Consider the following 22,304-nt stretch of genomic DNA (forward strand, 5'->3'; position numbering starts at 1 on the left):
TCACGTGCACCACCGCGCCACGAGCTCGTCCCATGCCGGGCCCGCGACCGGCCCGGTGCCGCCGGGGCTGCCGTCGTCGCCCTCACCGTCGCTGTCGAAGGAACCCCCGCGCAGGCCGGGCACCCCGTCCCACGAGGCCGCGACATCGACCCGGAGCCCGGTCCGGACGTCGCCCCGCACGACCCCGACCTGGGCGAGCACGCGCCGGGTCGTGCCGCCCACGCGCACGCGGCGCAGGTGCAGCACGACGTCGAGCCCGCCGACCGCCTGTGCCGCCACGGCGGCGCGGTCCATGCCCGCGAGCGCCGCCAACGCCTCCAACCGGGCGGGGATCACCTCGACGTCGTTGGCGTGGATGGTCGCCAGCCCGCCCTCGTGACCGGTGTTGAGAGCCATGAGCACCTCGCGGACCTCCGCCCCGCGGCACTCACCGAGCACGATGCGGTCGGGCCGCATCCGCAGGGCGGCGCGCACGAGGTCGGCGAGGTCGACCCCGCCGGCACCCTCGACGTTCGCCCGCCGCGCGGTGAGCGGGACGACGTGCGGGTGGTGCGGGTCGAGCTCGCGCGCCTCCTCCACGCAGACGATGCGCTCGTCGGGCGGGACGAGCGCGAGCAGCGCGGCGAGCAGCGTCGTCTTGCCGGTCCCGGTCCCGCCGGACACGAGTACGCTCGCGCGCCGCGCGACGAGCCCGCGCAGGACCGGTTCCCAGGCACCCGGGACCGTGCCGGACGCGACGAGGTCGGCCAGCCGGAACGTCCGCGTCCGCAGCACGCGCAGCGAGATCACGGCCCCGGGCCTGCACACGGGTGCCACCACGGCATGGAGTCGCGTCCCGTCGGGGAGCCGGGCGTCGACCACGGGCGAGGCGTCGTCGAGGCGTTGCCCGCCCGCGGCGGCGAGCCGCACGGCCAGCGACCGCACGGCCTCCGGCCCGCCGAGCGTGACGGCGACCCGTTGGAGCCCGGCACCACGGTCGACCCAGACCTCGTCCGGCCCGTTGACGAGCACGTCGGTCACCCCCGGCTCGTCGAGGTAGCGCTGGAGCGGGCCGGCGCCGAAGATCTCCGCGTGCGCGGTGCGGGTGAGCTCTCGCAGAGCGGTGGTACCGAGCACGCGCCCGGACGCCCGCAGCGCGTCGGCGACGGCCGCGTCGTCGGGTCCCGCCCCCGAGCCGGCTCCCGGCTCGGCGCCGGCCCGCACGAGACGGTCCCGGACACCGTCGAGCAGGGGGCCGCGCCCCCGCTCGGTCCGCCCCGGGGCCGCGTCGCGCCCGCTCACCGGTCGCTCCCCGCATAGCGCGCCGCGAGGTCCCGACCCGCGCGGACGACCGGCCCCCGGCCGACGCACGGACCCTGGCCGCGCTCGATCGCCCCGGCGAGCGCCCGGTCCCAGCCGACCGTCGCGGCGACCTCGAGCCCGACGGCGTCCGCGACCTCGCCGCCGGACAACCGCCCCGGAGCCGGCCTGCGCAGGACGAGCGCCGCCGGACCGGCGACCCGGTCGCGCACCGCCGCGGCGCCCGCGACCCCGGCCACGTCGAGCGGCGTCACGACCAGCACCTCGGCGCACGCCCGGAGCAGCCCCGCGCCGACCTCGCCGGACCCGATCGCGGCACGGTCGACGTCGAGCACGAGCACCCCCGACCGCGCGGACGTGACCTCGGCGAGCCCCGCCACGACGTCCGCGAGCGCCGCGGGCTCCGGGCCGCCGCCGCGCTCGGTGCTGACGACCGGGACCGTGCCCCACCGCGGCAGCCGCGCGAGGAGTTCCTCGCCGTCGAGCCGGCCGCGCGCGTCGGCCAGGTCCGGCCAGCGCACCCCCGGGTCCTGCTCGATCCCGAGGAGCACGTCGAGACCACCGCCCACGAGCGCGAGGTCGACCAGGCAGGTGGGTGCGCGGCGTCGTGCCACCGCGCGGGCGAGCGAGGCCGCGACGACGCTCGCCCCCGCCCCGCCCCGCGCTCCCATCACCGCCACGACCGCACCGCCCATCGTGTCCTCCTCCCCTGCCCCGTCGACCGGCGCCCACCCTGCCCTGACCGGCGAGGCATCGTCGGGCCGCGCGCGCGACCTGTGGACGGGCACCCCGGCGAGCGCTCCTGTGGACGGCCACGTTCCGCGGCTAGGCTCGCGACCGTGACCCCGCTCCCGGACCCGACGGACCCGCCGCGCACCGGCCGGGTCGCCGCGTTCTTCGACCTGGACAAGACGATCATCGCGACGTCGTCGGCCGCGGCGTTCTCCCGGCCGTTCTTCGCCGGCGGGCTCATCAACCGCGGGGACGTGCTGCGCAGCGCGTACGCGCACTTCCTGTTCATGGTCGGCGGCGCGGACGCCGACCAGACCGAGCGCATGCGCGCGCACCTGTCGAGCCTCGTGACCGGGTGGGACGTGGCCACGGTGTCGCGCATCGTCGAGGAGACGCTGCACGAGCACATCGACCCCGTCGTCTACGCGGAGGCGGTCGAGCTCATCGAGTCGCACCACGAGCACGGGCACGACGTCGTCATCGTGTCCGCCTCCGGGAGCGAGGTCGTCGAACCCATCGCGGCGGTGCTGGGCGCCGACCACGCGATCTCGTCGCGCATGGCCGTCGAGGACGGCCGGTACACGGGCGCGATCGACTTCTACGCGTACGGCGAGAACAAGGCCGTCGCCCTCCGCGAGCTCGCCGAGCGCGAGGGTTACGACCTGGAGGCGAGCTACGCCTACTCCGACTCCGTGACCGACGCCCCCATGCTGGGCGCCGTCGGGCACGCGTTCGTCGTCAACCCCGACCGGACGCTGCGCCGGCTCGCCGCCGAGCACGGCTGGGGCGCCCTGACGTTCTCGAAGCCCGTCGCCCTGCGGTCGCACCTCGCCGGGTCGACGCCGGCCCTCGCCGCGGCGGGGGTCGTCGCGCTCGGCGTCGTGGCCTGGCTGGTGTGGCGCGCGCTGCGCCGCCGGGGCTGAGCGCGGACGGCCGATCCGGACCTCCTGGACCAACCGCACCGTCGTGTTCGAACGGTCGTAGAACAGGGTGTGGAAGTCGGGGCCGACGGGTTGCGATCCCCTCCCGCCCGGGCTGTGATGGAGAGACAACAGCATCGCGGCGGTACCCACGCGCTGGAAGTCCACGTAGGGACTCGCTGACCGGACGGGACCCGGCCACGACGGCCACCCCGGACCGTTGCAGCGGACACGGTTGCACGCCTGATAGCCGCCACGATGCTGGCGGGACGGCGCTCCTGAGGGGGCGCCGTCGTCGTGCCGGGCGCGTGGTCGCCGCGCGATACTGGGGCCCATGACGTCAGCGCCGAGTGTCTCCTCCTCCATCACCGTCCGCCTCCAGGTCGAGGCGCGCCCCACCGCCGTGAGCGAGCTGACGACGGCGATCGAGCACACGGGCGGGATCGTCTCCGCCCTCGACGTCACGGCGTCGGGCCACGAGCGCATCACGGTCGACGTCACGGTCGCGACGCGCGGCGAGGAGCACGCCGGGCAGATCGTCGAGGCGCTGCGCGCGCTGCCGGGCGTCGTCGTCGACCGCGTCTCGGACCGCACGTTCCTGCTCCACCTGGGCGGCAAGCTGCAGATCGAGTCCAAGGTGCCGATCCGCAACCGCGACGACCTGTCGATGATCTACACGCCCGGGGTCGCGCGCGTGTGCGAGGCCATCGCGGCCAAGCCCGACGACGCGCGCCGCCTCACGATCAAGCGCAACACGATCGCGGTGGTCACCGACGGCTCGGCCGTGCTCGGGCTGGGCGACATCGGCCCGCTCGCCTCGCTGCCCGTCATGGAGGGCAAGGCGGCGCTGTTCAAGCGGTTCGCCGGCATCGACGCGTTCCCCATCGCGCTCGACACGACCGACGTCGACGAGATCGTGCGCACCGTCAAGGCCATCGCGCCCGTGTTCGCGGGCATCAACCTCGAGGACATCTCGGCGCCGCGCTGCTTCGAGATCGAGGCACGCCTGCGCGCCGAGCTCGACATCCCCGTGTTCCACGACGACCAGCACGGCACGGCGATCGTCGCGCTCGCGGCGCTGACGAACGCGCTGAAGGTCGTGGGCAAGGACCTGCCGGGCGTGCGGATCGTGCTGTCGGGCGCCGGTGCCGCCGGGACCGCGGTGCTCAAGCTGCTGCTCGCCGCGGGCGCGCACGACGTCGTCGTCGCCGACATCGAGGGCGTCGTCCACCCCGCGCGGCCGGGCCTGTCGCCGTCGCTCGCGTGGACGGCGGTCAACACGAACCCGCGGCGCGTCACCGGGACGCTGCGCGAGGCGGTCGTGGACGCGGACGTGTTCATCGGCGTCTCCGCCCCGGACGTCCTCACGGGCGACGACGTCGCGCGCATGGCGCCCGGCGCGATCGTCTTCGCGATGGCGAACCCCCGCCCCGAGGTCGACCCGGTCGAGGCGGCGCGGCACGCGGCGATCGTCGGCACCGGGCGCTCCGACTTCGCGAACCAGATCAACAACGTCCTCGCGTTCCCCGGCGTGTTCCGCGGCCTCCTCGACGCGCAGTCGCACCGCATCACCGACGGGATGTTGCTCGCCGCGGCACGCGCCCTCGCGTCCGCGATCCACGAGGACCAGCTCAACCCCACCTACATCATCCCGAGCGTGTTCAACCCCGAGGTGACGACTCTCGTCGCCGCCGCCGTCGAGCGGGCCGCGCGCGCCGCGGACGAGGCCGAGCCCGCCGCGCTCACCGGCGGGCTCCCGCGCGTCGCACCCGCGACGGTCCCCACGTCCGTCTCGCCGACCTCGACCACCACCCCGGAGGCCTGACCGTGCAGCGCGTCACCACCCGCAACGCCTCGTTCCAGCAGTGGGAGGCGCTGCTCACCAACCGCACCAAGCGGCACCGCGCGGGCGAGACGGTCGTCCAGGGGGTGCGCCCGATCACGCTCGCCGTCGAGTCGGGCTGGACCGTGCGGACGTGGCTCGTCGACGCGGACCGGTCGCTCTCGAGCTGGGCGCACGCGATGCTCGACCGGGTGCGTACCCAGCGGTTCGCCGTGTCGTCGGCGCTGATGCGCGAGCTCGGCGGCAAGGAGGACGACGCGCCCGAGCTGCTCGCGATCGTCGCGACGCCGCCCGACGACCTGGGTCGGATCGCCGCGGATGGCCGCGACTCGGGGGACGACACCGCGTTCCTCGGCGTCGTGCTCGACCGGCCCACGAGCCCGGGGAACGTCGGGACGGTCGCGCGGTCGCTCGACGCGTTCGGGGGCGGCGGCCTGATCGTCGCGGGGCACGCCGCGGACCCGTACGACCCGCGCGCCGTGCGCGCCAGCACCGGCTCGATCTTCTCCGTGCCGACGGTCCGCGTCCCCGCGGGCCGCGACGTCCTCGACTGGGTCGCCGCACAGCGCTCCGCCGGGGTCCCGCTGACCCTGCTCGGGACGGACGAGCACGGCGACGTCGAGCTCGCCGAGCACGACCTCACCGGCCCGACGCTCGTCCTCACCGGCAACGAGACGACCGGTCTCAGCGCGGGCTGGCGCGAGGCCTGCGACGTCATGGTGAGCATCCCCATGCTCGGCACGGCGAGCTCGCTCAACGCCGCGAGCGCCACCACCGTCGTGCTCTACGAGGCCGTGCGCCAGCGCCGGGCGCGCTGACGCGGGCTGGCTCCGGGTCCGCGCGCGCGGCGCGGTTCCCACCCTCGGTGCATTTGCGAGCGATCCCGCCGAATGGTGGACCTCTGTGACCGCGCTCACGACAACGGGTCTAGACTCCCGAAGGTCGGGGCCCGCCACGGTGGGCGTCCGGCCGCCCTGCGTCCGCCTCCGCTCCCCCGGTGGCCCACGCGCGGGCGCCGCACCAGAGTCGATGCGCACCGGAGGTCAGCGTGCCAGAGAACGAGTCCACCACTGCTCAGCCCGGGTTGGAGAACCTCCTCCACGAGACCCGGAGCTTCCCGCCGAGCCCGGAGTTCGCCGCGCAGGCGAACGCGCAGCCCGCGCTCTACGAGGAGGCGCGGGCCGACCGGCTCGCGTTCTGGGCGCGGCAGGCGAACGACCTCGTCACGTGGCGGACGCCGTTCACCGAGACGCTCGACTGGTCGCAGGCTCCCGTCGCGCGCTGGTTCGCGGACGGCACGCTCAACGCCGCGTACAACGCCGTGGACCGTCACGTCGAGGCGGGCCTGGGCGACCGGGTCGCGATCCACTTCGAGGGCGAGCCGGGCGACACGCGCACGGTGACGTACGCGGACCTGCAGCGCGACGTGTCGCGCGCGGCGAACGCGCTCGCTGCGCTCGGCGTCGAGACCGGGGACCGCGTCGTCATCTACCTGCCGATGGTCGTCGAGGCCGTCGTCGCGATGCTCGCGTGCGCGCGGATCGGCGCCCCGCACTCGGTCGTGTTCGGCGGGTTCTCGGCCGACGCGCTGCGCAGCCGCATCGCCGACGCCGAGGCGAAGCTCGTCATCACGGCCGACGGCGGGTATCGCCGCGGCGCGGCCTCCGCGCTCAAGCCGGCAGTGGACGAGGCGATCGCACCCAAGGAGGGCGCGGAACCGACGACGGTCGAGCACGTGCTCGTCGTGCGCCGCACCGGCCAGGACACCGCCTGGACCGAGGGCCGCGACGTGTGGTGGCACGACGCGCTCGAGTCGGCCGACACGACGCACACGCCCGTGTGGGTCGAGGCCGAGCACCCGCTGTTCATCCTCTACACGTCCGGCACGACCGGGAAGCCCAAGGGCATCCTGCACACGACCGGCGGCTACCTCACGCAGGCCGCGTACACGCACCGCAACGTCTTCGACCTCAAGGCCGAGAGCGACGTCTACTGGTGCACGGCCGACATCGGCTGGGTCACCGGCCACTCCTACGTCGTCTACGGGCCGCTGCTCAACGGCGCGACCCAGGTGATCTACGAGGGCACGCCCGACTCCCCGCACCAGGGCCGCTGGTGGGAGATCGTCGAGAAGTACAAGGTCTCGATCCTCTACACCGCGCCGACCGCGATCCGCGCGTGCATGAAGTGGGGCGAGGAGATCCCGGCGAGGTTCGACCTCTCGTCGCTGCGCGTGCTCGGGTCGGTGGGCGAGCCCATCAACCCCGAGGCGTGGATGTGGTACCGCCGCGTCATCGGCGGCGACCGCACGCCGATCGTCGACACGTGGTGGCAGACCGAGACCGGCGCGATCATGATCTCCCCGCTCCCCGGCGTGACGGCGGCCAAGCCGGGCTCCGCCCAGGTGCCACTCCCGGGCATCGTCGCGGACGTCGTCGACGACGAGGCGCACTCGGTGCCGAACGGCGGCGGCGGGTACCTGGTGCTGTCCGAGCCGTGGCCGTCCATGCTGCGCGGCATCTGGGGCGACCTCGAGCGCTTCAAGGACACGTACTGGTCGCGCTTCCCGGGGATCTACTTCGCGGGCGACGGCGCCAAGAAGGACGAGGACGGCGACATCTGGCTCCTCGGGCGCGTCGACGACGTCATGAACGTCTCGGGCCACCGTCTCTCGACCACGGAGATCGAGTCGGCGCTGGTGTCGAACGAGATCGTCGCGGAGGCCGCGGTCGTCGGCGCGAGCGACGACCTCACGGGCCAGGCCGTCGTCGCGTTCGTCATCCTGCGCGGCGAGCACGCGGCCCGGGCCGCGGACGCCGACGGCGCCGCCGCCGTGCAGACCGAGCTGCGCAACCACGTGGCGAAGGAGATCGGCCCGATCGCCAAGCCCAAGCGCATCCTCGTCGTGCCGGAGCTGCCCAAGACCCGGTCCGGCAAGATCATGCGCCGCCTGCTGCGCGACGTCGCGGAGAACCGCACCGTCGGCGACGCGACGACCCTCGCCGACTCGTCGGTCATGGAGCTCATCTCGGCCGGCCTCCAGAAGCCGTCGTCCTCGGACGACTGACCGACCGTCGCCGACCACGGGGTCGGTGTCGTTCTCCGCGCGAGAACGACACCGACCCCGTTCTCGTGCGCGGCAGACTCGGGCTCGGCCGCGGGCGACTGGCTTAATCGGTTCAGGCCCTGCCCGACGGCGCAGCCCCGGCCTCACGATGTCGGGGCACGCCGACCCGGGCGTGCGCAGCCGACAGAGACGAGGTCGTCCGATGAGCCGCACCGCTCCCCTTCCCGACGCCGACGCCGCCCACCCGCCGGGGCCCGGGCGGTCCGCCCCGCTCGTCGCGGCGCTCGCGACCGCCGCGATCCTCGCCACCTGCGGCGCGGTCGCGACGGTCACCGCGCGGTCCGCGGCGGCCGCCGAGACCGAGACCGGGGAGGCCACGCCGCCGGGCATCCACGTCGCGGACGGACGGGTCGTCGAGGCCGACGGCACCGACCTCGTGCTGCGCGGCGTCAACCACGCGCACACCTGGTACACGCACACCACGGGGTCGTTCGCCGACATCAAGGCGGCCGGCGCCAACACGGTGCGCGTCGTCCTGTCGAGCGGCGACCAGTGGACGCGCAACTCCCCCGAGGACGTCGCGCACGTCGTCGACCTGTGCGAGGAGAACCGCCTCGTGTGCGTCCTCGAGGTGCACGACACCACGGGCTACGGCGACCAGTACGCGCCCGACGCCGGGACGCTCGACCAGGCGGTGGACTACTGGGAGGACCTCTACCCGACGCTCGCGGGCACCGAGGACTTCGTGCTCGTCAACATCGGCAACGAGCCGTTCGGCAACGACGCGACGGTCAACCAGCGGTGGGCACCCGAGACGTCGGCCGCGATCCAGCGCCTGCGCGGCATCGGCTACGAGCACGCGATCGTCGTCGACGCTCCCAACTGGGGGCAGGACTGGACGAACGTCATGCGCGCCGAGGCGCAGGGCGTGTTCGACGCCGACCCGGACGCGAACACGATCTTCTCCATCCACATGTACGGCGTGTACGCGCAGGCGGCGACGGTCACCGACTACCTGGAGCACTTCGTGGACGCCGGACTGCCGATCATGGTCGGCGAGTTCGGCTGGAAGCGGGCCGAGGGCGATGTCGACGCGGACGTCGTCATCGCCGAGGCGAACCGCCTCGACCTCGGCTGGCTCGCATGGTCGTGGAGCGGCAACACCGACCCGTACCTCGACATGGTCCTCGGGTTCGACGCCGCGTCGCCGAGCGCCTGGGGGACGCGCGTCATCGACGGGCCGGGCGGCCTGCGCGAGACCGCGGTCGAGGCGTCGTGGTTCGGCGGCGACGGACCGGTGGACCCCACCGACCCGCCCGACCCGACCGACCCTCCGGACGACGCGGCGTGCTCCGCGACCGTCCGCGTCGCGAACGCCTGGCCGGGCGGGTGGCAGGGGGAGCTCGTCGTCACGGCGGGCGACGCCGCGGTCACGGGCTGGACGGCGACGTTCGCGCTGCCGTCGGGCACCGCCGTCGCGCAGCTCTGGGGCGGCGTGCACGGCGCGACCGCCTCGGGCGAGCGGGTGACGAACGCCGCGTGGAACGGCGCCCTCGCCGCGGGCGCCACGACGACCGCCGGCTTCATCGCGACGGGCGCCGCACCCGCCACCGCCCCCGCCGCGGCCTGCATCGCTCCCTGAGCCCGCACGCCGGGCGCGGGACCGGCGACCGGGTCGCCCCGGTCGCCCTCCCGCGCCCGGCGGTCGATATGCCCGTGCCCGGCGTCCGGCGGACGGCGTAGCGTCGAGACGTGCCACCCGTTCCCGCGGCCGACGGTCGCGTCCTCCTCGTCGAGCAGCTCGACCTGCGCAGCGACTGCGCGCGCTGCACCGGCCTGTGCTGCGTGGGGCTGCACCTCGTCCGCTCCGCCGACTTCGCGATCGACAAGCCCGCGGGCACCCCGTGCCCGAACCTGGGCGACGACTTCGGCTGCGGCATCCACGCCCGGCTGCGCGAGTCCGGGTTCTCCGGCTGCGTCGCGTACGACTGCCTCGGGGCGGGCCAGCGTGTGACGGCGGCCGTCCGGTCCGCGCACGACGGCGCGACGTGGCGCGACGACCCCGCGGCCGCGCGCGACGCGTTCGCCGCGCTCCCCGTCGTCACGCAGCTCCACGAGCTGCTCTGGTACCTCGCCGAGGTGCTGTCCATGCCCCCCGCGGCGCCCGTGCACGACGACGCACGGCGGGCCCTCGCACGCACCGCGCCCCTCGCGGACCTCGCCCCGGCCGCCCTGCTCGCGCTCGACGTCGGCGCCGTCCGCAGAGATGTCGGGCCGCTCGTCGACCGCGCGAGCGCGCTCGTGCGCGACGCTGCCCGGCGCGACGCTGCCCGGCGCGACGCAGCCCGAGCGACCTCGCCGTACCGGGCGCCCGGTGCCGCCGTGCGGCGCCGGCTACGGCCCGGCGCGGACCTCGTCGGCGCGGACCTGCGCGGGCTCGACCTCACCGGGTCCGACCTCCGGGGCGCCCTGCTGCTCGGCGCGGACCTGCGGGGCGCCCGGCTCGACGCCGTCGACCTCCTCGGTGCGGACCTGCGCGGTGCCGACGCGCGCGGTGCCGACCTCTCACGTGCGCTCTTCCTCACCCCGGCGCAGGCCGGCGCCGTCCGCCGGGACGCGCGCACGGCCCTTCCCGCCGCGCTCCGCCCCTGACCGGGCCCCGCGACGTCGGCACTCACCGGCGCCGTCAGCGCAGGGCGGCCCGCCGCGCGAGCGGGGCCGCCACGACCGCGCACACGACGACGAGCGCCGCAGCTCCCCAGGCGAGCGCTCCGTACGACGAGAAGCCGATGATCGCTCCGGCGAGGATGCCGCCGACCGCGCCGCCCGTGTTCATCGCGAGGTCGGAGAGGCCCTGCACGGACGTGCGCGACGGCCCGGGCGTGGCGTCGACGAGCAGCGCCGACCCGGCGACGAGCCCGCACGACCACCCGAGCCCGAGCAGGACGAGGCCGACCGTCAGCCGTGCGGAGTCCTCGCCCGGTGCGCCCGCCACGACGACCGCGGCCGCGAGGAGCAGCGCGCCCCCGACGTAGAGCACGCGCGCGTGCCCGACCCGGTCCGCGAGCCACCCCACGACCGGGCTGAGCGCGTACATGCCCGCGATGTGCGCACTGATGACGAGGCCGACGACCTGGAGCGTCGCGCCGCCGTGGTTCATGTGGACGGGGGTCATGGACATGAGACCGACCATGACGAGGTGGCTGAGGACGATCGCGCCGAGGGCGAGGCGCGCCGTCGGGCTGGCCGACACGACGGCCCACCCCGCGCGCAGACCGTCACGCCACGACGACCCCGTGCCGTCGCCCGGCACAGCACCCGGCGCGGCGCCGGGCGCCGCGTCCGACGTCGTGCGCGACGCGAGCAGCGGGTCCGGCCGCAGCCAGACCACGACGACGGTCGCCGCCAGCGCGAACGCGACCGCCGCGAGGACGAACGGCGCAGCGCTCGGCGCGGTCGAGCCGTGCTGCGCGTGCGCGTCGCCGAGCCGCAGGCCGGGACCGGCGACGCGGTCCGCGAGCCCGGCGAGCGTCGGCCCGACGACGGAACCGACCGTCGTCGCCCACACCACCACGGACAGGTCGCGCGCGCGCCGCTGGGGCGTCGCGAGGTCGGTCGCCGCGAACCGGGACGCGAGCCCGGCAGCCGTGCCCGACCCGAACAGGAGCATGGCCACGACGAGCAGCGGCCACGAGCCGACGAGCACGGCGCCCGTCGCGAGGACCGCGCCGCCGGTCGCGACGCCGAAGCCGAGGAGCAGGGACGGCCGTCGCCCGCGCTGCCCGGCGACGTGCGCGAGCGGCAGCGCGACGAGCGCGGCGCCGACGACGCCCGAGGTCGAGGTGAGCCCCGCGATCGCGTCGGACCCCGAGAGCGCGGACGCGACGAGCGGCGCGACCGCGATCCCGCTCGCGACGCCGACCCCCGAGAGGACCTGCGTCGCGGCGAGCGTCGTGAGGGTGCGACGCTGCGTCGGGAGGGCAGGATCGTCCGGCGTTGCCACGGGAGGCACGGACGACGGGTCGGGGGCGGGCGGCTCGGTGCTCACGGGTGCACCGTAGGCCGCGGCGGCCCGCCCTTGCGAGGGCTTACACCGCCACCGGGAGACGAGATCCCGCCGCGCCCCCGAGGTCCGGGCTCGCGGCGAGCGCACGCAGGACTCCGCGCGCGGCCTCGCGCCCGGCCCGGTTCGCACCGATCGTCGACGCGCTCGGCCCGTACCCGACGAGCTGCACGCGCCGGTCGCGCGCCGCCGTCGTGCCGTCGAGGACGATCCCGCCGCCGGGCCCGCGGAGGCCGAGCGAAGCGAGGTGGTCGAGCGCCGCCCGGAACCCGGTGGCCCAGAGGACGACGTCGGCGGGCTGGAAGAGCAGGCCGTCGTCGTTCGCGCCCGCGGCCCACTCGACGCCCGAGGCCGTCACCCGCTCGAACATCGGCCGACGGCGCAGCACCCCGCTCGCGATCCCCGCGCGATAGCGGGGTGTGAGCGGCAGGCCGGTGACCGAGACGACGCTCCCCGGCGGGAGCCCCGCCGAGGTGCGCTCGGCGACGCGCGCGACGGCCGCGCGCCCGAGCTCGGGGGAGAACTCCTCCTCGACCCAGACGGGCTCGCGGCGCGTGACCCACGTGGTACCGGACGCGTGCGGGGCGATCTGGAGCAGGAGCTGCGTCGCGGACGCCCCGCCGCCCACGACCACGACGTGCTGCCCCGCGAAGTCCTCGGCCGCGCGGAAGTCGCGCGTGTGGAGCTGGCGGCCGCGGAACGTCTCCATCCCCGGGTAGCGGGGCCAGAACGGCCGGGTCCACGTGCCCGTCGCGTTGACGAGGGTGCGCGTGCGCACGGTCAGCACGCGCGGGTCGGGCCCGGCGCCGACCGACGCGCGCACGCGCAGCAGGGCAGGGTCCTCGGGGTCCTGGGCCACGTCGTCGACCGTGACCGGGCGCACGACGCGCAGGTCGTTCTCGCGCTCGTACGCGGCGTAGTAGCGCGGCACCGCGACGTTCGCGCGCTCCGCGGGGTCCCCGGCCGGGAGGGGGACGCCCGGGAGGTCGTGCACGGCGTGCGTCTCCGCCATCGTGAGCGAGTCCCAGCGCTCCTGCCACGCGCCCCCGGGGCCACGACCGCCGTCGAGCACGAGCGGGTCCAGCCCCGCACGGCGCAGGTGATAGGCCGCGGACAGCCCCGCCTGCCCGGCGCCGACGACCACGACGTCGTGCACGCCGTCTCCCGGGCCACCGGGCGTCCCCGCGTCCGCGCCCACCGTCTCCCGCACGTCCGTCACCTCGCTCACGACCGCCTCAACGGCCCCGGCCTGCCGAACCTTCCCCGCCACCCGGGTGATGTGCCGAACACGACACGAGGGTCGTCATCGGGCCGATGACGACTCCCTGTCGTGCTCGACGGCGGGTGGTGTCGTTCTCGCGGACGGGCGGGAGCCGTCAGCGGTGTGGGGAGCAATCAGGTGCGGTCCGGGACGCGCTCGAGCGTGCGGATCGGCCGGACGGCGAGGAGCGCCACGACCGTGAGAGCTCCCACGACCGCGCCCACCAGGAGGACGCGGTCGGTGCCGAACGCGGCGACGGCGGGCCCGGCCAGGGCGGCACCGATCGGGTACATGCCGACCGACCCCGCGACCTCGTACGCGTGGACCCGGTTGAGCACGTCGCCCGGCACCTGGGTCTGCACGCTCGTCGCCCACATGACGCCCCACACGCCGACCCCCACGCCGACGAGCACCTGCGCGACGGCGAGCGCCCACACCGGCCAGCCGAGCACGAGGCCGAGCGGGTAGAGGGGGTAGGCGACGAGGGCGAGCGCCCCGGCCGCGAGCGGTCGCCGGGGCTTGAACCGGATCGCGAGCAGCCCGCCGACGACCGTCCCCACGCCGAGCGCGCTGTTGAGGATGCCGAACGCGGTCGCACCGTGCTCCGGCACGACGACGCCTGCCGCCACGGGGAGCTGCGGCCCCCAGGCGAGCACGGCGTAGACCATCCAGACGACGATGACGCCCCACAGCCAGGTGCGGGAGCGGAACTCGCGCCAGCCGACGGCGAGGTTGTGCCACAGCCCGGCCCCGGCCGGTGGTGCGGGCACGACGCCGAGCCGGAGCGCGAGGAGGCACAGCGCGCTGGTCCCGTAGGCGACGGCGGAGAGGATCATGACCCAGCCCGTCGACCCGAACCCCACCAGGACGCCGGCGAGCGCGGGGCCGCCCAGCCCGGTGATCGCCTCGGAGGTCCGCAGGATCCCGTTCGCCCCCTGCACGTCGCGCGCCACGAGGGGGACGGTCGAGGCGGCACCCGGCTGGAACAGCGCGTTGGCGGTGCCCGCCACCGCGAGCAGCGCGTACAGGTGCCACAGGTGGTCGATGCCCCGCACGAACAGCACCGCGAGGAGCACGTGCGCGGCGAGGTTCGCGACGTCGGCGACGATCATCATCCGGCGCGCCGTGAACCGGTCCGCGAGCACCCCGCCGAACAGCACGAGGCCCGCGAACGGGGCGACGAGGAACGCCATCGCGTACCCCGCCACGGCCAGCCCGTACCCGGAACTGAGCAGACCGGCAGAGACCGCCACGGGCAGCATCGCCCAGCTCAGCAGCCCGGCGCTGCGGGCGGTGAAGTAGTAGCGGAAGTTCCGGGTCCAGATCGCCGGCTCTCGCGGTTCGCCCGGCGACGGTGCCGGTCCGGGCCTGTCTTGCACCGCCGGCACCGGGGCCGCCGTCGCGGGCGACGCCCCCGCCACCTGCTCCGTGGCTTCCTCCACCGCGCACGCACCCATGGCGCCCCCTGCCCTCCGTCGTCGATGCCGCGAACCGTCGGACGTGACAACCGTCACCCACCCCGGAACCTTCCCGACCAGGCACGACGCGTCGAGCGAGCGCCCCGGGTTCGGTCGCGCGGGGCGCCGGGGGCAAGATGGACCGGTGGAGACCGCGATCCTCTGGCACACCGGCCCGCTCATCGACGACGTCGAGATCGCGCAGGTCCACGACCTCGCCGCGGCGGCCGAGCGCGAGGACGGCGTCGCCGCCCTCTCGGAGCAGCCGCTGCTCAACCTGCGCGAGGCGACGGACGACGTCGTGCACCTCCTCACGTGGCGCGCGGGTGAGCTCGCGGGGTACGCCCAGGTGGACAAGCGCGGCGAGGCGCCGAGCGCCGAGCTCGTGGTCCGCCCCGAGCACCGGCGGCACGGGCTCGGGTTCCACCTGCTCGGCAGCGCGGCCGACCGCGCGGCCGAGCCGCCCCCGAGCGACCCGGACCACGACCACGACCACGACGGTCAGCCGCGTCACGGCGCCGAGACCGACGGCGAGCCCACCCGGACGCAGCGCCCGCCGCTGCGGGTCTGGGCCCACGGCGACCTCCCTGCGGCCCGCGGCCTCGCCGCGCGGGCGGGGTACGACGTCGTGCGCGAGCTGCTCGTCCTCGAGCGGCCGCTCGACGGGCCGGGGGCGCACCCGCGTCCCGAGATCCCCGCAGGCCTGCGGCTGCGCGCGTTCGTGCCGGGGGACGACGACGCCGCGTGGGTCGCGGCCAACGCGGCGGCGTTCGCGCACCACCCGGAGCAGGGCCGGCTCACGGTCGACGACCTGCACGCCCGGATGCGGGAGGACTGGTTCGACGCGGCCGGGCTCCTGCTCCTCGAACGCACCCCGGCTCCCGGTTCCGGTACGGCGGAGCTCGTCGGGTTCGTCTGGACCAAGATCCCGACCGGCCAGCCCGACGGCGCGCGCGAGGGCGAGATCTACGTCGTCGGCGTGGTCCCGTCCGCCCAGGGCGAGGGGCTCGGCCGGCTGCTGACCGCCGTCGGGCTCGCCCACCTCGTCGAGCGGGGCGCGACGACCGCGGTGCTGTACGTGGACGGCGACAACGTGCCCGCGGTGCGCACGTACGAGCGTGCGGGCTTCACGCGCCGCGCGGTGCACGTGCAGTACGCGCGCCCGGCCGCCCGGTGACCCGTGTCACGCACCGTTCACCAACTGGTGCCACCATGAACCCATGACCGACACGTCCACGCAGCGCACGCTCGACCCGGACCTCGCCGCGCACATCGCCGAGCACATCGCCGAGGAACCCGAGATCGAGCCGGTGGGCGCGGAGCTCGGCCTCGGTCCGCTGCCCGACGACCGGTTCGCCGACCGCGAGCTGAGCTGGCTCGCGTTCAACCAGCGCGTGCTCGAGCTCGCGGAGGACCCGAGCCAGCCGCTCCTGGAGCGCGTGCGGTTCCTGGCGATCTTCGCGTCCAACCTGGACGAGTTCTTCATGGTCCGGGTCGCCGGCCTCAAGCGCCGCATGGCGACCGGCATCGCGGTCACCGCCGCCTCGGGGCTCTCGCCCCGCCAGGTGCTCGACGCGATCAGCGAGCGCGCGCACGACCTCATGGCGCGGCACGCGCGCGTGTTCGCCGACGACGTCCAGCCGGCCCTGGCCGCCGAGGGCATCACGCTCGTCCACTGGGACGAGCTCGAGACGCGCGAGCAGGAGCGCCTGCACAAGTTCTTCCGCAAGCAGATCTTCCCCGTGCTCACGCCGCTCGCCGTCGACCCGGCGCACCCGTTCCCGTACATCTCGGGGCTCTCGCTCAACCTCGCGGTGGTCGTGGCGAACCCGACCACGGGCAAGGAGCACTTCGCGCGCGTCAAGGTGCCGCCGCTCCTGCCGCGGTTCATCGCGGTGGACGCGCGCGGGCGCCCGAGCGCGCCGACGTCGCAGACGGCCGCCCCGGACCGCGGGCCGACGTCGTTCGTGCCGATCGAGGAGGTCATCGCCCAGCACCTCGACCACCTGTTCCCCGGCATGGAGGTGCGCGAGCACCACCTGTTCCGCGTCACGCGCAACGAGGACGTGGAGGTCGAGGAGGACGACGCCGAGAACCTGCTCCAGGCGATGGAGAAGGAGCTCCTGCGGCGGCGGTTCGGCCCGCCCGTCCGGCTCGAGCTCACGCCCGGGATCAGCCCGCGCATCCGCGCGCTGCTCGTGCGCGAGCTCGGCGTGGTCGAGGAGGAGGTGTACGAGGTCCCGGAGCCGCTCGACCTCACCGGGCTCAACCTCATCGCCGACCTCGACCGTGCGGACCTGCACTTCCCGCCGTTCGTCCCGACGACGCACCGCCTCCTCGCCGAGGTCGAGAGCGCGTCGCCCACGGACGTGTTCGCCGCGATCCGCGAGCGCGACGTCCTGCTGCACCACCCGTACGACTCGTTCTCGACGTCGGTCCAGACGTTCCTCGAGCAGGCGGCAGCCGACCCGGCCGTGCTCGCGATCAAGCAGACCCTGTACCGGACGTCGGGCGACTCGCCGATCGTCGACGCGCTCATCGACGCCGCCGAGGCGGGCAAGCAGGTGCTCGCGCTCGTCGAGATCAAGGCCCGGTTCGACGAGCAGGCCAACATCTCCTGGGCGCGCAAGCTCGAGCAGGCGGGCGTGCACGTCGTGTACGGGATCGTCGGGCTCAAGACGCACTGCAAGCTCTCGCTCGTCGTGCGCCAGGAGTCGGACGGCCTGCGGCGCTACTGCCACGTCGGCACGGGCAACTACCACCCCAAGACCGCGCGCCTGTACACCGACCACGGGCTGCTCACGTGCGACCCCGACGTCGGGCAAGACCTCACGCGGCTGTTCAACCAGCTCTCCGGGTACGCGCCCCAGTCGCGGTTCCACCGCCTGCTCGTCGCGCCGCGCACGGTCCGCTCGGGGCTCGTCGAGCGCATCGACCGCGAGGCCGCCGCGGCGCAGGCCGGGCACGAGGCGTGGGTGAAGATCAAGGTCAACTCCGTCGTCGACGAGACGACGCTCGACGCGCTGTACCGCGCGTCGCAGGCGGGCGTGAAGGTGGACCTCGTCGTCCGGGGCATCTGCGCGGTCCGCCCGGGCGTGCCCGGGCTGAGCGAGAACATCCGCGTGCGCTCGATCCTCGGCCGCTTCCTCGAGCACTCGCGCATCTACGCCTTCGCGAACTCCGCCGGCCCCGCGATCGGAGAAGGCCCCGAGAGCGGGCCCGAGGTGTTCATCGGCTCGGCCGACCTCATGCACCGCAACCTCGACCGCCGCGTCGAGGCCCTCGTGCGCATCACGGACCCCGACCAGGTCATCGAGCTGCTCGACCTGCTCGACGTGTCGATGTCCGAGCGCACCGCGTCCTGGCACCTGGACCCGGACGGCACGTGGCACCGGCCGGAGTCGGGTCCCGACGGCACGCCCCTCGTCGACCTCCAGGCGAGCCTCGTGCAGCGACAGCGCCGCCGGCTCGTCGGGAGGCGGTAGCGGATGGGAGTGCCTTCCCCCGCTCTGCGCAGCGGTCTGCCCCTCGTGGACGCCCTCGGCCCCACGCACGTGTCGCACGCCCCGGTCATCGAGTCGGCCGGGGCGCTCGTGTGGCGCGTGCACGACGACGACCTCCAGGTCCGCCTCGTCCACCGGCCCCGCTACGACGACTGGTCGTGGCCCAAGGGCAAGCTCGACCCCGGCGAGACGTTCCAGGCCGCGGCCGCGCGCGAGGTCGCCGAGGAGACGGGCAAGCCGGTCGTGCTGGGCGTCCCGCTGCCGGGACTCCAGTACCTCACGCCCGAGGGCCGCGTGAAGCGCGTGCACTACTGGGCGGCGCGCCGGGCTTCGCAGAAGGCAGACGCTGGTGCGCTCGCCGCACGCGCCCCCGTCCCGCCGGTGTCGCCGCAGGAGATCGACCGCGCCGCGTGGCTGTCGGCCGACGACGCCGCGCAGCGCCTCACGCGCCAGGCCGACCGTGCCCCGCTCGAGGCGCTCGTGCGCGAGCGCGAGGAGGGGCGGCTGGCGACGCACGTCGTCGTCATCGCGCGGCACGGCAAGGCCGTCGCGCGCTCGGCGTGGCACGGTGACGAGCAGGACCGTCCGCTCACGCCCGCGGGGCACGCCCAGGCCGTCGCCCTGGTGCCCGTGCTCGCGGCGTACGGCGTCGAGACCGTCGTGACGAGCCGCTGGGACCGATGCGCCCAGACGATCGCGCCCTACGCAGGCGCCTCGGGGCTGGAGACCGTGAGCATCGACCACCTCACGGAGGCGCAGCACGAGCGCTCTCCCGCGCGCGTCGCGCGGACCGTCCGCGAGCTCCTCGAGGCCGAGCGGTCGTCGGTGCTGTGCACCCACCGGCCTGTGCTGCCCACCGTGCTCGACGTGCTCGGGCAGCACTCGCGGCGGCCCGTCGCGAACGCGCTGCCGACGCACGACCCGTTCCTCGAGCCGGGCGAGATGATCGTCGCCCACGTGGCGCGCACGCCCAAGGGCCCGCGCGTCGTCGCGGCGGAGAAGGTCGCCCCGCCCCTGCACTGAGACCAGGACGAGGACGGCGCTCTGCCGGCCCGGGCGGAACCCGGGTCGGCGGAGCGCCGTCCTCGTCGTCGTACGCGGTACGCGCGTCCGGCGCGCGGCGTCAGAGCAGGATCGGGCTGAGGATCCAGTAGACGACGGCTGCCACGAGCGCGGCCGCGGGGATCGTCAGCACCCACGCGGCACCGATGTTCTTGGCCACGCCCCAGCGCACGGCTGACAGCCGCTTCGTCGCACCGACGCCCATGATCGCGGACGTGATCGTGTGCGTCGTCGAGACCGGCGCGTGGAAGATGAACGCGTTGGCGTAGAGCACGACCGCCGAGACCGACTCGGCGACGAAGCCGCGCGCCGGGTCCAGCTCGATGATCTTGCGCCCGAGCGTGCGCATGATCCGCCAGCCGCCGGCGTAGGTGCCGAGCGAGATCGCGGTCGCCGCGGAGAGCTTGACCCACAGCGGGATGGTGTTGTCGTCCTGGAACCCGCCCGCGACGAGGGCGAGCACGATGACACCCATGGTCTTCTGCGCGTCCTGGAGGCCGTGACCCAGAGCCATCGCCGCGGCCGAGGCGGTCTGCGCGATGCGGAACCGACGGAACGCCCGCGCCGGGGCGGCGTTCCGGAAGATCCACAGCACGAGCACCATGAGCGCGAACGCGAGGCCGAAACCGATGAGCGGCGAGAAGATCATGGGCAGCACGACCTTGTCGAGGATCGCGTCCCAGTGGACCGTGATGCCCGACGCGATGCCGACGCCCGCGAGGCCGCCGATGATCGCGTGCGTCGACGACGACGGCAGCCCCAGCCACCACGTGATGAGGTTCCACGTGATCGCGCCGATGAGCCCGCACAGGACGATCACGAGGCCCTGATGGGGTGGCACGTCGTTCACGGCGACGATGTCCTCGGCGATGGTCTGCGCGACGGCGGTGCCGAGCAGGGCGCCGATGAGGTTGAACACCGCGGCCATGAGGAGCGCCGCACGGGGCGTGAGAGCCCGGGTCGAGACCGAGGTCGCGATGGCGTTCGCGGCGTCGTGGAACCCGTTGGTGTAGTCGAACGCCAGGGCGAACGCCACGACGACGACGACGAGCACTACCTCCACGGGGCTCAGGACTCCTTGAGCGCGATGGTCTCGACCGTGTTCGCGACCTTCTCGAAGGCGTCGGCCGCCTGCTCGAGGACCTCGACGATCTCCTTGAGCTTCATGAGGAGGACCGGGTCGGAGACGTCGTCGAACAGCTCGGCGAGGAGCTTGCGGTGGACCTTGTCCGCCTGGTTCTCCAGGCGGTTGACCTCGACCCAGTACTCGGGGAGGTCGTCCATGGAGCGCAGGCGCGGCATCGCCTCGGCCGTGAGCTCCGACGCACGCTGGAGCACCTGGACCTGCTCGGACACGCGGGCCGGGAGCTCGTCCACCTTGTAGAGGACGATGAGGTCGGCAGCCTCCTCCATGAAGTCCATGCAGTCGTCGAGCGCGGACGCGAGGGCGTAGATGTCGTCCCGGTCGAACGGCGTGACGAACGTCTGGTTGAGCCGCCGCATGATCGAGTGCGTCGCGTCGTCCGCGAGGTGCTCGGTCTCGCTGAGCTGCTTCGCGAGCTGCTTGCGCGTGGGGCGGTCCGCGCCGAGCAGCTCCGCCAGGAGCGTGGACCCTGTGACCAGGTGCTGCGCCGAGGCGGCGAGAAGGTCGAAGAACGAGGTGTCGCGCGGTGTCAGGCGCAGGCGCACGGGAGGCTCCGGAAGGGACGCGGGGTAGGGGTCTGAGCTGGCGTCGGCCACAAGGGCCGCTCGGCCGCCGGACAGGCCGGTCGGCCGGGGTGGTCACGATCTCGGGTCGGATGATCTCTGGATGAACGCACGTCGAACTCTCGTCAAATGTAGCCGACGCTCGGAGCGATGCTGGAATCGTCGGGGCGAAGGTCCCGGACCCTCAGGACGCTCACAGCCCGTGCCTGGCGTCCTCGCCGGGCCGGTGGCCCTCCGGCGCGCAGCGTCGCGCTCGCGGCAGGAGGGGAAGTAGTGACGCCGGACCGGGAGCGCCTCTCGGCGCGTGGCCGCTCGTAGCGGCTGAGTGTGGAGCCCGGGGCTACCGCGGCCCGGCGTCGTGAACCATCGTACGTGCCGACCGGCCCCCGAGGTACCCGGTCGGCCCCGTGTTCGCGCTCCGCGAGAACCCCGCCCCCCGACGTGCGCACCGCCCCCGGAACCTGCACCCTGCTCCCCCCAGCCAGCCGAGACAAGACCCTGGTTCTCCCTCGCGCGGTCAGGGTTCTCCCGCGGCAGCTCAGTCGAGGCGGTCGGCGCGCCAGAGCTCGGCGGCGTGCTCGAGCTCCTGCGCGGTGCGGAGCAGGGAACCGGCCCCGCGGGTCATGCGGAGCGCGCCGTCCGGGTCGGCGACCTCGCGGGCGTCGGCGTCGAACGCGGCGCCGGTCGCGAGGATCCGGCAGAACGACCCGGCGCGTTCGAGCGCGACCGCGAGGTCGCCGGTGAACACTCCGGAGAGCACGGCGTCGGCGAGGTCGCGCACGTCCTGGGGCCCGGGCGGCCGGGGGACCCCGGCGATGGCCTCGTGGACCGGGGCGGCGTCGACCCCGAGGCGGTACCGCAGCGCCACCGTCTGCGGGTCGCGACGCACCCACTCCCGCAGCACGTAGAGCCGCCACAGCGCGCCCGGCAGGGAGTTCGGGGCGGCGTCGGACCACAGGCCGGCCACGACGTCGAGCCCCTCGGTCTCGACGAGGTGGACCAGGCGCTCGACGACCCGGGGGTCCTCGGTGTCGCGCGCGCGGTGCACGATCGCGTGCGCGGTCGTGTGCGCGACCTGGTCGCGCAGCGCGGGGTCGAGCTCGCCGGGGAGCTCGTCGGCGTCGCGCGGGTCGAGCATCGCCGGGCGGCGGGGTCGCTGCGTGCGATCGGTCCGACCCGGGTCGGGCCGGTCTGCGGGGGTGGCGGGGACGTCGTCGGGCACGCGCCCAGTGTCCACCCGACGGCGGCCCGGTCGCACCGGCCGGGCGCCGTGCCCCGGCTTCCGCCCCGCGCCGGTCGAGACCTCCACGGGGCGAGGGCCCGTTCACCGCGCCACCGAAAGCACCCCGCCCTACAGTGACGAGAGGGGCCTCGACCGGCTCCGGGACGG

17 protein-coding genes are annotated in these 22,304 nt (G+C 74.8%); 9 read left to right on the forward strand and 8 right to left on the reverse strand.

All coding sequences use genetic code 11. The features are described from left to right. Together ACFVN3_RS04200 and ACFVN3_RS04205 are read right to left on the reverse strand one after the other, a co-directional pair. On the reverse strand, positions 1-1,281 hold the full coding sequence (locus ACFVN3_RS04200) for a TadA family conjugal transfer-associated ATPase (RefSeq protein WP_378230872.1): 1,281 nt from the start codon (positions 1,279-1,281) through the stop codon (positions 1-3). Then, positions 1,278-1,994, reverse strand: a complete 717-nt coding sequence (locus ACFVN3_RS04205; protein WP_378230874.1) for a pilus assembly protein FlpE — start codon at positions 1,992-1,994, stop codon at positions 1,278-1,280. Before ACFVN3_RS04205 ends, ACFVN3_RS04200 begins: the two co-directional genes overlap by 4 nt. A gap of 144 nt (positions 1,995-2,138) precedes the next feature. On the opposite strand from ACFVN3_RS04205, the gene ACFVN3_RS04210 reads away from it, so the two are divergent. From ACFVN3_RS04210 to ACFVN3_RS04235, 6 genes are all read left to right on the forward strand, one after another. Next, positions 2,139-2,954: an HAD family hydrolase gene (locus ACFVN3_RS04210; RefSeq protein WP_378230876.1), complete on the forward strand. Its 816-nt coding sequence runs from the start codon at positions 2,139-2,141 to the stop codon at positions 2,952-2,954. A gap of 331 nt (positions 2,955-3,285) precedes the next feature. Continuing rightward, entirely contained in the window at positions 3,286-4,776 is a 1,491-nt protein-coding gene (locus ACFVN3_RS04215; protein WP_378230878.1) for an NAD-dependent malic enzyme, read from the forward strand. A gap of 2 nt (positions 4,777-4,778) precedes the next feature. Continuing rightward, positions 4,779-5,612, forward strand: a complete 834-nt coding sequence (locus ACFVN3_RS04220) for an RNA methyltransferase (protein ID WP_378230880.1) — start codon at positions 4,779-4,781, stop codon at positions 5,610-5,612. Between the two features lie 230 nt (positions 5,613-5,842). Further along, positions 5,843-7,861: an acetate--CoA ligase gene (acs, locus tag ACFVN3_RS04225; protein WP_378230882.1), complete on the forward strand. Its 2,019-nt coding sequence runs from the start codon at positions 5,843-5,845 to the stop codon at positions 7,859-7,861. A gap of 202 nt (positions 7,862-8,063) precedes the next feature. After that, positions 8,064-9,503, forward strand: coding sequence for a cellulase family glycosylhydrolase (locus ACFVN3_RS04230; protein ID WP_378230884.1), 1,440 nt, complete (start codon positions 8,064-8,066; stop codon positions 9,501-9,503). 110 nt (positions 9,504-9,613) lie between these two features. Then, positions 9,614-10,513 (forward strand): pentapeptide repeat-containing protein, encoded by a 900-nt coding sequence (locus ACFVN3_RS04235; protein ID WP_378230886.1) that lies wholly within the window; start codon positions 9,614-9,616, stop codon positions 10,511-10,513. 34 nt (positions 10,514-10,547) lie between these two features. Here ACFVN3_RS04235 and ACFVN3_RS04240 read toward each other — a convergent pair whose 3' ends face one another. The 3 genes from ACFVN3_RS04240 to ACFVN3_RS04250 form a co-directional block, all read right to left on the reverse strand. Continuing rightward, entirely contained in the window at positions 10,548-11,909 is a 1,362-nt protein-coding gene (locus tag ACFVN3_RS04240) for an MFS transporter (RefSeq protein WP_378230888.1), read from the reverse strand. Between the two features lie 40 nt (positions 11,910-11,949). Beyond that, positions 11,950-13,080: an FAD-dependent oxidoreductase gene (locus ACFVN3_RS04245; protein WP_378231385.1), complete on the reverse strand. Its 1,131-nt coding sequence runs from the start codon at positions 13,078-13,080 to the stop codon at positions 11,950-11,952. A 239-nt stretch (positions 13,081-13,319) separates the two neighbouring features. Then, a complete protein-coding gene (locus ACFVN3_RS04250) occupies positions 13,320-14,627 on the reverse strand; it encodes an MFS transporter (protein ID WP_378230891.1) in 1,308 nt (435 codons plus the stop codon). Between the two features lie 160 nt (positions 14,628-14,787). Between ACFVN3_RS04250 and mshD the strand changes: the two genes are divergently transcribed. From mshD to ACFVN3_RS04265, 3 genes are read left to right on the forward strand one after another with little or no spacing between them, the layout of a single operon-like run. Beyond that, positions 14,788-15,819 (forward strand): mycothiol synthase, encoded by a 1,032-nt coding sequence (mshD, locus tag ACFVN3_RS04255; protein WP_378230893.1) that lies wholly within the window; start codon positions 14,788-14,790, stop codon positions 15,817-15,819. A 43-nt stretch (positions 15,820-15,862) separates the two neighbouring features. Then, entirely contained in the window at positions 15,863-18,127 is a 2,265-nt protein-coding gene (locus ACFVN3_RS04260) for an RNA degradosome polyphosphate kinase (RefSeq protein WP_378230895.1), read from the forward strand. A 45-nt stretch (positions 18,128-18,172) separates the two neighbouring features. Continuing rightward, positions 18,173-19,168, forward strand: coding sequence for an NUDIX domain-containing protein (locus ACFVN3_RS04265; RefSeq protein WP_378231387.1), 996 nt, complete (start codon positions 18,173-18,175; stop codon positions 19,166-19,168). Between the two features lie 100 nt (positions 19,169-19,268). Here the strand turns inward: ACFVN3_RS04265 and ACFVN3_RS04270 are convergent, their stop codons facing one another. From ACFVN3_RS04270 to ACFVN3_RS04280, 3 genes are all read right to left on the reverse strand, one after another. Beyond that, positions 19,269-20,270, reverse strand: coding sequence for an inorganic phosphate transporter (locus ACFVN3_RS04270; protein ID WP_168732087.1), 1,002 nt, complete (start codon positions 20,268-20,270; stop codon positions 19,269-19,271). A 5-nt stretch (positions 20,271-20,275) separates the two neighbouring features. Further along, positions 20,276-20,896 (reverse strand): DUF47 domain-containing protein, encoded by a 621-nt coding sequence (locus ACFVN3_RS04275; RefSeq protein WP_047231395.1) that lies wholly within the window; start codon positions 20,894-20,896, stop codon positions 20,276-20,278. A gap of 556 nt (positions 20,897-21,452) precedes the next feature. After that, positions 21,453-22,052 carry a hypothetical protein gene (locus tag ACFVN3_RS04280; protein WP_378231389.1) on the reverse strand — a complete coding sequence of 200 codons (600 nt, stop codon included), beginning with the start codon at positions 22,050-22,052 and terminating at the stop codon, positions 21,453-21,455. Positions 22,053-22,304: the final 252 nt, after the last annotated feature.

Source organism: Cellulosimicrobium sp. NPDC057862 (assembly GCF_042797035.1).
Classification (GTDB): domain Bacteria; phylum Actinomycetota; class Actinomycetes; order Actinomycetales; family Cellulomonadaceae; genus Cellulosimicrobium.

Excerpts from the sequence above, each read along its gene's own strand:
- ACFVN3_RS04215 (WP_378230878.1), top strand. The coding sequence starts at position 3,286 with ATGACGTCAGCGCCGAGTGTCTCCTCCTCCATCACCGTCCGCCTCCAG.
- ACFVN3_RS04205 (WP_378230874.1), bottom strand. The coding sequence starts at position 1,994 with ATGGGCGGTGCGGTCGTGGCGGTGATGGGAGCGCGGGGCGGGGCGGGG.
- ACFVN3_RS04230 (WP_378230884.1), top strand. The coding sequence starts at position 8,064 with ATGAGCCGCACCGCTCCCCTTCCCGACGCCGACGCCGCCCACCCGCCG.
- ACFVN3_RS04280 (WP_378231389.1), bottom strand. The coding sequence starts at position 22,052 with ATGCTCGACCCGCGCGACGCCGACGAGCTCCCCGGCGAGCTCGACCCC.
- ACFVN3_RS04260 (WP_378230895.1), top strand. The coding sequence starts at position 15,863 with ATGACCGACACGTCCACGCAGCGCACGCTCGACCCGGACCTCGCCGCG.